At 47.6% G+C, this 13063-nt stretch carries 12 protein-coding genes and 2 rRNA genes; 10 read left to right on the top strand and 4 right to left on the bottom strand.

Going from position 1 to position 13063, the window contains the following annotated elements; all coding sequences use genetic code 11:
- A complete protein-coding gene (locus tag ACO0K2_RS00070) occupies positions 1-420 on the bottom strand; it encodes an acyl-CoA thioesterase (protein WP_423014484.1) in 420 nt (139 codons plus the stop codon).
- 360 nt (positions 421-780) lie between these two features.
- Here ACO0K2_RS00070 and ACO0K2_RS00065 point away from each other — a divergent pair, with 360 nt between their 5' ends.
- The 10 genes from ACO0K2_RS00065 to ACO0K2_RS00020 all read left to right on the top strand — a co-directional run bounded on the left by ACO0K2_RS00065 (position 781) and on the right by ACO0K2_RS00020 (position 11982).
- Positions 781-2685, top strand: a complete 1905-nt coding sequence (locus ACO0K2_RS00065) for an ABCB family ABC transporter ATP-binding protein/permease (protein WP_423014482.1) — start codon at positions 781-783, stop codon at positions 2683-2685.
- On the top strand, positions 2686-3642 hold the full coding sequence (locus ACO0K2_RS00060; RefSeq protein ID WP_423014480.1) for a LysR family transcriptional regulator: 957 nt from the start codon (positions 2686-2688) through the stop codon (positions 3640-3642). It abuts the gene before it with no gap.
- A 251-nt stretch (positions 3643-3893) separates the two neighbouring features.
- Positions 3894-5180 carry a Glu/Leu/Phe/Val family dehydrogenase gene (locus ACO0K2_RS00055; protein ID WP_423014478.1) on the top strand — a complete coding sequence of 429 codons (1287 nt, stop codon included), beginning with the start codon at positions 3894-3896 and terminating at the stop codon, positions 5178-5180.
- Positions 5181-5514: 334 nt separating this feature from the next.
- Positions 5515-6408: an amino acid ABC transporter substrate-binding protein gene (locus ACO0K2_RS00050; protein WP_423014476.1), complete on the top strand. Its 894-nt coding sequence runs from the start codon at positions 5515-5517 to the stop codon at positions 6406-6408.
- 195 nt (positions 6409-6603) lie between these two features.
- Positions 6604-7551, top strand: a complete 948-nt coding sequence (locus ACO0K2_RS00045; protein WP_423014474.1) for an amino acid ABC transporter substrate-binding protein — start codon at positions 6604-6606, stop codon at positions 7549-7551.
- A gap of 150 nt (positions 7552-7701) precedes the next feature.
- On the top strand, positions 7702-8454 hold the full coding sequence (locus ACO0K2_RS00040) for an amino acid ABC transporter permease (protein WP_423014473.1): 753 nt from the start codon (positions 7702-7704) through the stop codon (positions 8452-8454).
- Positions 8455-8456: 2 nt separating this feature from the next.
- Positions 8457-9149, top strand: coding sequence for an amino acid ABC transporter permease (locus ACO0K2_RS00035; protein WP_423014471.1), 693 nt, complete (start codon positions 8457-8459; stop codon positions 9147-9149).
- A 51-nt stretch (positions 9150-9200) separates the two neighbouring features.
- Positions 9201-9929 (top strand): amino acid ABC transporter ATP-binding protein, encoded by a 729-nt coding sequence (locus ACO0K2_RS00030; protein WP_423014469.1) that lies wholly within the window; start codon positions 9201-9203, stop codon positions 9927-9929.
- A gap of 156 nt (positions 9930-10085) precedes the next feature.
- Positions 10086-11174, top strand: a complete 1089-nt coding sequence (gene pyrC, locus ACO0K2_RS00025; RefSeq protein WP_423014467.1) for a dihydroorotase — start codon at positions 10086-10088, stop codon at positions 11172-11174.
- A gap of 4 nt (positions 11175-11178) precedes the next feature.
- A complete protein-coding gene (locus tag ACO0K2_RS00020; RefSeq protein WP_423014465.1) occupies positions 11179-11982 on the top strand; it encodes a DUF3025 domain-containing protein in 804 nt (267 codons plus the stop codon).
- A gap of 97 nt (positions 11983-12079) precedes the next feature.
- Here the strand turns inward: ACO0K2_RS00020 and ACO0K2_RS00015 are convergent, their stop codons facing one another.
- The 3 genes from ACO0K2_RS00015 to rrf (ACO0K2_RS00005) form a co-directional block, all read right to left on the bottom strand.
- Positions 12080-12328 (bottom strand): YdcH family protein, encoded by a 249-nt coding sequence (locus ACO0K2_RS00015; protein ID WP_423014463.1) that lies wholly within the window; start codon positions 12326-12328, stop codon positions 12080-12082.
- Positions 12329-12471: 143 nt separating this feature from the next.
- A 5S ribosomal RNA gene (gene rrf / locus ACO0K2_RS00010) occupies positions 12472-12584 on the bottom strand.
- 386 nt (positions 12585-12970) lie between these two features.
- Positions 12971-13063, bottom strand: a 5S ribosomal RNA gene (gene rrf, locus ACO0K2_RS00005); the annotation flags it as partial.

Here is a 13063-nt window from a genome sequence, read left to right as displayed (position 1 = left end):
TCACGGCTGGCCTGCAATCGCACTCAATGGAGGAATCTGACGAGGTTTGCGGTCATCACCTGTCGCGACATAGGTCAGTGTCGCCTCTGTCACTTTGACGGTGTCTGCCTGAAGGCGATTACGCTCAGCGTAAACTTCTACTGAGATCGTAATCGAGGTATTACCCACTTTGACGATCTCGGCATAAAACGACAACAAATCGCCTACAAACACCGGTTGCTTAAATAAAAAAGAATTCACTGCAATAGTTGCTACACGACCATTCGCTCGGCGTGCCGCTGGAATCGCGCCGGCAATATCCACCTGCGCCATAATCCAGCCACCAAACACGTCACCATGAACGTTGGCATCAGAGGGCATAGGCATAACGCGCAAGGTCGGCATATGCGGTGGAAGTGTGGTTTGAGTTTGGCTTGACATCAATTTCTCTCTAAAACAATCAATATGAAACAATCTATCATGACTTCCCTGACCATCCATTGAATGGAGGAAGCGGTTCATTAGGGTAGATTCGAGACATGCGCGCGTCACGCAGTCACGATCGTTACCTTCTATGCAAAAAATGCGCCCGCTACAAAGGCATCATACGGTGCACAATTGGTGCAGCGAGGGGTTACAATCTACAGCTTAGCGCAAAATGTCGTGCACCGAATGGTTATCAACGCGTGTCAACATCCAGCATGAGGACGCATCTATTCTGCTTGGCGTTGACGACCCGATGCTGTGCCCCTTTTTTTGCAGGGTTGACATCATAAACTACTTAGACGAAAGACTCTCAGGATGCGTAATCGCCGAGACAACAATACCCCTCCTCACGCGCAAGCTTCGTCTGCCCCTGCTGCAGGCCAGCAACGTAGCGACTTGGCAACGATCAAAACGCTGCTTCCGTATTTGTGGGCATACAAAATACGCGTATTGCTGGCAATTTCGCTGTTAGTAGGCGCAAAACTGGCACTGGTTGGTGTACCGCTGGTACTGAAAAAACTCGTCGATAGTATGACCGTCACGGCAAGTCACCCTGCCGCCATGGTGGTATTGCCTGTCAGCTTAATTATTGCTTACGGCGCGTTGCGCCTTTCAACAACGATTTTTACCGAATTGCGTGAATTCATTTTTGCGAAAGTCACGCAACGTGCTGTACGCACTATTGCGTTAAAGGTATTTCGTCATTTACATTCTTTGTCGTTACGCTTTCACTTAAATCGCCAGACCGGCGGCGTGACGCGGGATATAGAACGTGGCACCCGTGCTGTCTCCTCGTTGGTATCGTATGCCTTATTCAGCATCGTTCCAACGCTGTTAGAAATCACATTGGTCCTGATTTATCTCAGCACGCATTACGATAAGTGGTTCAGCGTCATCACCTTTGTTGCGCTGAGTACCTATATTGTCTTCACGATCTCCGTCACCGAATGGCGCACGCACTTCCGTCGGACGATGAACGAGCTTGATTCAAAAGCCAGCACAAAAGCGATTGACTCTTTACTCAATTACGAGACGGTGAAATATTTTGGCAATGAAGAATACGAAGCCCAACGCTATGACCAAGGCCTCAAAAATTACGAAACAGCCGCAGTCAAATCGCAGAGTAGTTTATCGCTACTGAACACCGGACAATCAAGCATCATCGCTACAGCTGTCACGCTGATTCTCTGGCGTGCAACCTTGGGTGTGATGGACGGAAGCATGACGATTGGCGACCTCGTTCTGGTCAATTCTTTTATGCTGCAATTGTATGTTCCACTCAATTTCTTGGGTGTGCTATACCGTGAGATCAAACAAAGTTTGGCTGACATGGAAAAATTGTTTTCACTGCTGGACCAACATCAGGAAATTGCTGATCCTGCAGGAGCAAAACCATTGGCCATTACGCACCAACAAGGTGGCGAGATTGTCTTCAGCCATGTCGATTTCAGCTATGAAACAAAGCGTCAGATTTTATTTGATGTGGATTTTACGATTCCCGCAGGAACCACAACTGCCGTGGTAGGACACAGTGGCTCAGGTAAATCGACGTTGTCCCGTTTGCTGTTCCGTTTTTACGATATCCAAGGGGGCACCATTCGCATCGACGGTCAGGATCTGCGCCATGTGACCCAGTCCTCGGTACGTGCGGCCATTGGCATCGTTCCACAAGATACGGTCTTGTTTAACGACACCATTGAATACAACATCGGCTACGGAAAACCAGGCGCCACGAAAGAAGAAATTATCGCGGTCGCGAAGGCTGCATACATCCATGATTTCATCGAGTCACTGCCTGATGGTTATCAATCGATGGTGGGGGAGCGTGGTCTGAAACTATCTGGTGGTGAAAAGCAACGTGTCGCAATCGCGCGGACTTTACTCAAAAATCCAGCGATTCTGATTTTTGATGAAGCGACGTCGGCACTCGACTCTCGTTCAGAGCAAATGATCCAAGCGCAGCTCAAAGAAATTGCACGTAGCCGCACAAGTCTGGTGATCGCCCACCGCTTGTCCACCATCGTCGATGCGCATCAGATTTTAGTCATGGATAAGGGAAGAATTATCGAACGCGGCACGCATCAAGAGCTACTCAATCTGCAAGGTGCTTATGCCCAAATGTGGGACCGCCAACAAAGCGGACAAACAGAAAATAGCGACGGCAACAATGACGCTAATAGTGACGTCGACAGTGCAACATTGATGGCAGCAGGAGTCTGAATGGAAACGAAATGGTTAGAAGATTTTGTATCCCTGGCCGAAACCAATAGTTTCAGCCGTTCTGCAGAATTACGCCATGTAACGCAACCAGCGTTTTCACGTCGCATTCAGTCGCTGGAAGCGTGGCTTGGCAGTGACCTCATTGATCGTACTTCGTACCCAACAAGGCTCACGCATGCAGGGGAAGTTTTTTATGAACAAGCCATCGCCATGCTTGGGCAGATTAACAATGCGCGCGCCCTGCTGCGCGGCAAACGGACAACGACACAAACGACCATCGATTTTGCGGTTCCCCATACGCTGTCCCTCACCTACGTTCCGCGGTGGATCACAGGTCTTGAATCAGCTTTCGGTGAGATTCATAGTCGATTACTGGCTCTCAATGTTCATGATGCTGTCATGACGTTAGTCGAAGGCGGATGTGATCTCTTGTTGTGCTATCACCACCCGCGCCAACCCTTGCTGCTCGACGCCAGTCAATACGACATGATTAGCATGGGCAATGAAGCATTGCGTGCCTACACGCGCTGCAATAAGCATGGTCAGCCTGAATTCGTATTGCCCGGCAACACCGATAAACCTTTACCGTTTTTAGCGTATGCCAACAATGCCTATCTGGGTCGCATGGTTGATCTGATTCTCAATGATGCACGCACGCCATTGCATCTTGAAAAATGCTACGAGACCGATATGGCGGAGGGCTTGAAAATGATGGCCTTAGAAGGGCGTGGGATCGCATTTTTACCCGAGTCTGCGGTCACCAGAGAACTCAAGCAAAAACAACTCGCGCGCGCCGATGATGGCAGTGGCGCATGGGAAGTGAACATGGAAATTCGGCTCTATCGTGAACGTCCTTCGCTTCAACGTCCCGGAAAAATGATCGTCTCAAGACTGTGGGATTACCTCTCCCAATTACAAACCACCGACAATAAAAAAACCGCCAAAAAAGCGGGCTAACACTCCCTGGTCAACCGCACCACCGACAATCCCCCTTGCTGCTTTTTAGCGCAAGGATGCCCCCTGTCATCCCCGACCGCTACAGTCCACCTCAAGGTTATGCATTTGACGCATAGATTAATGCAAACAAAGCATTGGCTGAATAAGGTCAGAAAAGACTACTATGCCTCACCTTTTTAGTGCAGTTTTAAAAATAACGCACCAAAAGAAGTCATTTATTTGTCTTTTTTGCCATTATTATCGGAGATACCATGTCCAGCCAACACCAGATCCCGTCCTATCTGACCCCGACAGAGACCGGTCCTTGGTCCGTTTACCTCGAGCAAATTGATCGCGTTACCCCTTACCTCGGCAATTTGTCCCGTTGGGTCGAAACACTCAAGCGTCCAAAGCGCATTCTGGTGGTTGACGTGCCCATTGAGCGTGATGACGGAACGATTGCCCATTTTGAAGGCTATCGTGTTCAGCACAATACATCGCGCGGTCCTGGTAAAGGTGGCGTTCGCTTCCACCAAGACGTGACCTTGTCTGAGGTCATGGCGTTGTCGGCATGGATGACGATTAAAAACTCTGCTGTCAACGTACCATACGGTGGTGCGAAAGGCGGTATCCGCGTTGATCCAAAAACCTTGTCCAAGGGCGAGCTGATGCGCATGACGCGTCGTTACACGTCAGAGATTGGCATCATCATCGGACCAGACAAAGATATTCCAGCACCGGATGTCAACACCAACGAGCAAACAATGGCGTGGATGATGGATACCTACTCCATGAACGAAGGTCGTACAGCGACTGGCGTTGTCACTGGTAAGCCAATCTCCCTCGGTGGCAGTTTGGGACGTCGCGAAGCAACAGGTCGTGGTGTGTTTGTTGTCGGCTCTGAAGCTGCAGCGAAGCGCGGTCTGAGTGTTGCAGGCGCTAAAATTGCGGTACAAGGTTTCGGTAATGTCGGTGGTATCGCTGCACGTTTATTCGCCGAAGCAGGTGCGAAGATTGTGGCTGTTCAAGACCATGGCGGTACGATTTTCCACTCTAACGGCTTGGATGTGAACAAGTTATTGGAACACGTGGCCGCAAAAGGCAGCGTTGCCGGTTTTGAAGGTATTGAGGCTGTATTGCCAGATCACGAATTCTGGTCCGTCAATTGCGACATCATGATCCCAGCAGCGCTGGAGCAGCAAATCACTACCAAAAATGCAGATCAGATCAAAGCAAAGATCATTCTGGAAGGCGCTAACGGCCCGACAACACCAGAGGCGGATGACATTCTGCGTGACAAAGGCGTCTTGGTCGTGCCAGACGTGATCGCCAATGCAGGTGGCGTGACTGTCTCTTACTTTGAGTGGGTACAAGATTTCTCAAGCTATTTCTGGAGCGAAGACGAAATCAACCAGCGCCTCACACGCATCATGAAAGAAGCCTTTAACTCTGTATGGCAGGTGACTGAAGATAAGAAAGTGTCATTGCGTACCGCGGCATTTATTATCGGCTGCTCCCGCGTATTGCAAGCGCGTGAAGTACGTGGTTTGTATCCATAATCGACACGCCTACAAGAAAATGCCATGACTGAATGCATCAATCAGTCATGGCAATCACACCGCCCATCACCTAAGCTACATGTTGGCATCCGGTGAATGGGCGTTTTACTTTACACGATACCCAGCGATCCTCTCAGTCAGATAAGCCACCCGAATAAATTGATCGTTATTTAGCTCATCACTCTCAAATCATTAAGCAAATGACAAATTTGTCTTTATGTTAAGTAAAAAAATACCACAATTACCTTACAAAGTTTTGCAATTTATCGCTATTTCTCTTGAACAACTGTGGTGTTTGTCATTACCATCCTGAGCTAGCTCACTCGGAGGTCTTATGAAAGTAGTACAAATCTGGTTAAAGACAGTTTTTTCTTGCGTCGTGGCGGTCGGTGTACCCCTGTCATGCAACGCTGACACTCTGAGTCATATTAAAGATACCCAGACCATCACGATCGCTCACCGCGAGTCTTCACTACCCTTCTCTTATTTAGCTAACGGCAAGCCTGTTGGATATTCACTTGATATTTGCAATAGACTCGTGGACAGTATTAAGAAAGAGTTAAAATTACCACAATTAAAAGTGAACTATTTGTTGGTCACTTCGAGTAATCGCATCGAAGCGATTCGTGACGGAAAAGCAGATTTAGAATGCGGCTCAACGACCAATAACGCAGAACGTCGGAAAGAAGTGAGCTTTACGATTCCGCATTTCTTCGCCTCAACTCGGATGTTGGTGCGCGCCGATGCTGGTATCAAAAATTGGACAGACTTAAAAGACAAAAAAGTGGTGACAACCAAAGGCACGACCACCGTGAAACTATTACACGATCGTGATAAGGTGCGAGGGTTGAATTTACGCTTACTTGAAGGCTCGGATCATCAAGAATCATTCAACATGGTTGAAAAATTCCAAGCCGACGCTTTCAGTATGGATGATGTATTACTATTTGGATTACGTGCCAACAGTAAAACACCCGATAAATTTATTGTCGTTGGGGATGCGTTATCGACCGAACCGTATGCCATCATGCTGCGCAAGGACGATCCAGCGTTTAAAGAATTCCTGGACCGTGAAATGGCGCGTATGATGACTGAAGGCGAGATAACAAAACTGTACGATAAATGGTTCAAAAAGCCGGTTGCACCCAATAACGCAAACTTAAACATGCCAATGAGTTTTCTGTTGCGAGACAATTTACGTTTTCCAAGTGATAAGGTGGCAGACTAATTGCTAGGGATAACAGTAATGGCTAGTGAATCGTTTTTTGACTTGTCTTAAGGACCATCTCAAAAGGGAAACTTTCTCTTACAAATGAGTTGATCTTGTTGTGATGATGGCACTTTATTTAATTTCACAGCGACACTTCGGTATACTTTGATACACTTTGTTATACGAATAGTGTCGTTTAATTTAGGAGACCGTATGAAATTACTGAAAGCACTCGTAGTGATGGGCGCTGCTGGCATGTTGATGAACGCAGCGCAGGCGCAAGAAACAGGGACATTAAAAAAAATCAAAGACAGCGGCACGATTGTTCTGGGTGTGCGTGACTCGTCGATTCCCTTCTCGTATCTGGACGACAAGCAATCTTATCAGGGCTACTCTGTTGACCTGTGCATGAAGATTGTCACATCCGTACAGCGTCAACTTGGCTTGAGTACACTCAATGTCAAACTCAACCCTGTCACCTCCGCTACACGCATCCCGCTGATGGCAAACGGCACAATCGATCTGGAATGTGGATCGACAACCAACAATCTTGAGCGCCAAAAGCAAGTCTCTTTCGCACCAACAACGTTTGTGACGGCGAACCGGATTTTGTCAAAAAAATCAGCACATATTAAAACGCTCGCTGACCTGCGTGGCAAAGTCGTGGTTTCGACTTCAGGCACCTCTAACCTGAAGCAACTGGCAACACTGAATACGGATCAAAATCTGGGCATCAATATCCTGCCAGCCAAAGATCACGCAGAAGCATTCCTGATGGTAGAAACAGGCCGTGCCGCTGCGTTCGTTATGGATGATATTTTGCTCGCTTCGCTCGCCGCAAATTCCAAAAATCCAACTGATTATGAAATCAGCAAAGAAGCCTTGTCAGTCGAGCCATACGGCATTATGTTGCGCAAAGATGACCCAGCGTTCAAAAAAGCCGTTGATACTGCGATCAGCAACATTTTGACGTCGGGCGATATTAATCGCATCTACAACAAGTGGTTCTTACAGCCGATTCCTCCGAAAAATATCACGCTCGATATTCCAATGTCTGAGCAATTCAAAGCCGTTATTGCCAAACCGACTGATTCAGGTGAGCCATCTGCCTACGCAGCTGTCCCTGAAGCGCAAAAAGCCGTACTGAAAAAGAAAAAATAACGACTTTTCAACGTCGTTTCGTTTTTCAGACAATGTGAAGAGTCATGTAGTCATAATGGGGGGAGTGAATTCACTTCCCCTTTTATTTGGTGTAATCCTTTCCCTACAGCAACACGGGGAAGGAAAACAGATGTTGGTTGAGGAGGTAGTATGAATTACAACTGGAACTGGAAGATTTTCTGGGAAGATGCCCCTGATGGCGGGGGCACCTATTTTGACTCGTTGATCTCCGGTATGCAATGGACGCTAGCCACTGCGGGCGCAGGATGGGTGATTGCGTTAGTGTTGGGCGCGATCATCGGTACCATGCGGACAGCCCCCAATAAATGGATGGCAAGGTCAGCGAACGCCTATGTGGAATTATTTCGAAACATCCCCTTATTGGTGCAGATGTTCCTTTGGTATTTCGTGATGCCCGAAGTGGTACCGACGGCGATGGGAGATTGGCTCAAATCACTGCCCAATATGGCGTTTATCACTGCGGCACTCAGTCTCGGGTTTTTCACTTCGGCACGCGTGGCAGTACAAGTCTCTGCAGGGATCAATGCTTTGCCACGTGGGCAACGGTTAGCGGGTACAGCGTTGGGTTTAACATTGCCACAGACTTATCGTTACGTGCTACTTCCGATGGCGTTCCGCATTATCATTCCTTCATTGACCAATGAGGTTGCGGCGATCATCAAAAATAGTTCTGTGGCATCGAGTATTTTTGTCGTGGAACTAATGCAGAGCGCACGCTCGATGCAAGAATTCTCCGCGCAGGTTTTTGAGGCATTTACCGCAGTCACGATCATTTATCTTTGCATTTCCGTCGTTGCCATCGTACTGTCCAATATCCTTGAACGTGTTACCGCCGTCCCGGGCTTTATCACCACCGGATCAGCTAAAGTGAAAGGAAAATGACTATGTTAGGCGCTTTTGACTTTGAAGTTATTCAACGCACGTGGCAGCATCTGATTTTTGAAGGATTGCTCTTCACGATCAAACTGACCGTGGTCGCCATGTTAGGCGGAATTATCCTTGGAACGCTCCTGGCGCTCATGCGCCTCTCCAGTAACCGCCTGATTTCGTTGGTCGCAACCGGGTACGTCAATCTGATTCGCTCTGTGCCTTTGTTGTTGGTGATTTTCTGGTTCTACTTTCTGGCACCGTACATCGGCGCATGGATCATTGGGGCGAGTGAACCCGTTCAGGTTGGTGCATTTTCGTCATGTCTGATCACGTTCATTATGTTTGAAGCAGCTTATTACTGCGAAATCATGCGTTCAGGGATTCAATCCATCCCTCGCGGACAGATTTCTGCCGGCTATGCCATTGGTATGACGTATTGGCAAACGATGGCACATGTCGTGTTGCCACAAGCCTTCAGAAATATGATCCCCATTTTACTGACACAAACAATCGTCCTTTTCCAAGACGTTTCGCTCGTGTCTGTTCTGGGAATTCCTGATTTTGTGGGCTCTGCCAATGCCGTAGCGCATCGTGATGGACGACTCGTGGAAATGTACAGCTTTGTCGCTGTCATTTATTTCATTCTGTGCTTTAGTCTGTCGAGTCTGGTTAAAAAATTACAGCAAAAAGTTGCGATTATTCGTTAAACAACGTTTCAACGAAAGCGACGAAACTCCTTTAAGGAAGTTGGAGAGAACATGATTACATTAAATAACGTAAGTAAATGGTACGGTCAATTTCAGGTATTAACCGATTGCAGTACCCAAGTATCAAAAGGTGAAGTGGTTGTGGTTTGCGGGCCATCAGGCTCGGGTAAATCAACGTTGATCAAAACCGTTAATGGCTTAGAACCTTTTCAAAAGGGTGAAATTATCGTCGATGGCATGTCTGTCGGCGATCCGAAAACAAATCTCTCGAAACTGCGCGCACGTATTGGCATGGTTTTCCAAAATTTTGAGCTCTTCCCCCATCTGACGATTCGTCAAAATTTAACACTGGGGCAAGTCAAGGTATTGGGACGCTCTGAAGAAGAAGCGATTGAGCGAGGTTTGAAGTACTTAGATCGCGTCGGTTTATTAAACCAAAAAGATAAGTTTCCAGGTCAACTCTCCGGCGGTCAACAGCAACGTGTTGCTATCGCACGTGCCTTGTCGATGGACCCGATCGCCATGCTCTTTGATGAACCTACTTCGGCGCTCGATCCAGAAATGATCAACGAAGTACTCGATGTCATGGTTGGGCTGGCACAAGAAGGGATGACGATGATGGTCGTAACGCATGAAATGGGTTTCGCCAAGAAAGTCGCCAACCGTATTGTGTTCATGGACAAGGGTGTCATCGTCGAAGATTGTCCAAAAGATGATTTCTTTACCAACGCCCGCTCCGATCGTGCAAGAGATTTTCTAGCAAAAATCATCTCGCACTAAGCTAGACGTGCCACACCTTGCCAATTGACAAGGTGTACTTCGCGAATGCGCTAACGTCATTTTTCGTCGACGACGGTTCGGTTATTCCGTCACACGATTGATGAGCTCACGTTGGCGCATTTTTTATTCTTTCGGCGAATCGCGCAGAAAGGTAAAATGACGGCTATTGAGAATCAGATACCGAAAGCCATCATGTCCACATCCGCCCAACAGATACTCACGATTACCCGCCCTGACGACTGGCATTTGCACTTACGCGACGGTGCTGCCATGTCCAGCGTGCTACCGCATACCGCTGCGCAATTCGGCAGAGCGATCGTTATGCCCAATCTGAAACCGCCCGTCACAACAACAGAACAAGCGGCCGCTTATCGACAACGTATTCTTGCAGCATTACCAACTGGCATGAAATTTGAGCCACTGATGACGCTGTATCTGACCAATAACACACCACCAGACGAAATCCGTCGTGCAAAAGAGAGTGGTTTCGTCCATGCTGTCAAACTCTATCCTGCAGGTGCTACAACTAATTCTGATGCAGGTGTTACTGATTTAAAAAAATGTTATAAAACATTAGAAGTCATGCAAGAAGTGGGTTTGCCGTTTTTGGTGCATGGTGAAGTGACAGATCCCGACATCGATCTTTTTGACCGTGAAGCCGTATTTATCGACCGCGTGATGCAGCCTCTCCGCAAGGATATGCCCGAGCTGAAAGTGGTGTTTGAACACATCACCACCAGTGATGCAGCGGCCTACGTTGCCGAAGCATCTGGACCGATTGCAGCAACAATCACTGCGCATCACCTGCTCTATAACCGTAATGAGATCTTTAAGGGTGGGATCCGCCCGCATTACTATTGCCTCCCTGTTCTCAAACGGGAAACCCATCGTCTGGCGTTAGTTAAAGCGGCAACCTCGGACAGCAAGCGTTTCTTCCTTGGAACAGACTCCGCACCGCATGCCAAAGGCGCCAAGGAACACGCCTGTGGCTGCGCAGGATGCTACACCGCCCTCCACGCTATGGAGTTGTATGCCCAAGCGTTTGAGCAAGCGAATGCGTTAGATAAATTGGAAGCTTTTGCGAGCTTCAATGGTCCAGACTTCTATCAATTGCCACGTAACACAGACAAGGTACAATTAATCCGCGAAGAGTGGACAATGCCAACAGAACTGCCTTTTGCAGACGCTAGCATCGTGCCGTTAAATAGTGGTGAAACTTTGCACTGGAAGCTTCAAGCAGTATAGGCCCATGTCGATGCGTTTTTTTGATCAAATTACTTGGTCAGCACCATGGTTCGACCTCGTCCGTCCAATGGCGCAGCAACTGATCGCTGCGCCTGACTGGCGCGCGAAACTCAATCAACTTGCGCAAGAGCACCAACTACATAACCATCAAGGTATGGCGCTGGAATTCATCCCCCAGGAAGAGTTACCGGATGGCGTCGCGTATGAAGCGCATATCAGTGCAACGGGTAAGGTGCCGACGAGGGAAAATTTGCATGATTTTTTCAATGCGCTCGTCTGGTTAAGTTTCCCCCAGATTAAACGTCAACTCAATGCGCTACAAGCCGCCCAAATCGCCTCCTTGGGTATAGGCAAATCACGCGGTCCCGCACGCGACGCTGCGACAATTTTCGATGAAAACGCCGCGCTGCTTGTCGTTGAACACTCCACTGAGGGTGATGAGTTAATTTCGGCCTTGCGTCAACACGAATGGGAATCAGCCTTTATCACGCAGCGACATAAGTTCAATCAATGTGCGAAGGTATGGAGTTTTGGCCATGCGCTGATGGAGAAGTTGGTCACGCCATATAAAGCAATTACAGCCCATACTTGGGTTGTCAGGGTGGAGCCTGCGCATTTCTTATTGAACAGAGATGCTGCTTTAGAAGAGCTGGATCAAGAGATCGCGGACACCCTCAAACACCATCTATTAACCACCGCAGACTACACCCCACTCCCGGTATTAGGTATCCCAGATTGGTGGAATGAGCAGGATCGTCTTTTCTATGCCGATCGTGATGTATTCCGACCACCACGACAAAAAAAATAAGCGGACAGTCTTTGTCCGCTTATTGATCGTTACTGATCCAGGGCTAGTCGAAATGCCGTTTTAACGCGACGATTTCATGAGCCAATGCCTTTTTCAGTTATACCTTAGCACTCGCTTGCAATAATTGGAATAATTGATCCTTCAGATGGATACGCACTTTTTTGAGATTTTCTAGTGCTGCGTCACCCAAATGATCTACCCCATTCTCAGCACGATTCACTGCTTTATCTGCAACGCCATACTCATCGAATAATTTCGAGAAATGCGCGTCATTCGCTTTCAGAACATGGATTTGATCTTTGAATTCTGGAAAATCAACTGCCAATGGATGATGGTCAACTTGCATAATAACTCCTGAATAAGTGAGGAAAATTCCCAGTACCCCTATCGTATTCGTATTCAGCATCGGCAATGTGATCCACGTCAACAATTGACTTGAATAAAAACAAAACCCCTCACTGCTTTCACAGAGAGGGGTCTGAATAATGAGCCTGACGATAACCTACTTTCACACTGGTTGCAGCACTATCATTGGCGCAGAGTCGTTTCACAGTCCTGTTCGGGATGGGAAGGGGTGGTACCAACTCGCTATGGTCATCAGGCATAACTGGGTGATTTCTTGTGCTTACATGAGAGCGCAACACAATCAATCAAAATTCTTTACAAGCCGGATAATCCGACTTCGCCGATCTAACAAGTAGGAAGGTACAAGTCACACCAACACTACTGGATCGATTTCACTTTCTCAACGAGCTTCGTTCATCGTTGTAAAGTAAAGAGGTATATTTCCTTACCTTTGGTATTTTGATGCTTTCTGTACTTCCTGTACTTCCGGTACTTCTTAACTTCTTAACTTCTTAACTTCTTGTAGTCCTAAAACTTTTTTTACTTCTTATATTTCTCGTACTTCCTAATTTCTTAACTTTTTATCGTTCTCGTTAAAAGCAAAACCCTTCACTGCGATAGCAGAGAGGGGTAGCAATAGGGAGCCTGACGATAACCTACTTTCACACTGGTTGCAGCACTATCATTGGCGCAGAGTCGTTTCACGGTCCTGTTCGGGATGGGAAGGGGTGGTACC

Source organism: Undibacterium sp. MH2W (genome assembly GCF_049340215.1).
GTDB lineage: Bacteria > Pseudomonadota > Gammaproteobacteria > Burkholderiales > Burkholderiaceae_D > Undibacterium.
The sequence above is the reverse complement of the archived record's forward strand: the minus strand, read 5'-3'. Positions and strand labels throughout refer to the sequence as shown.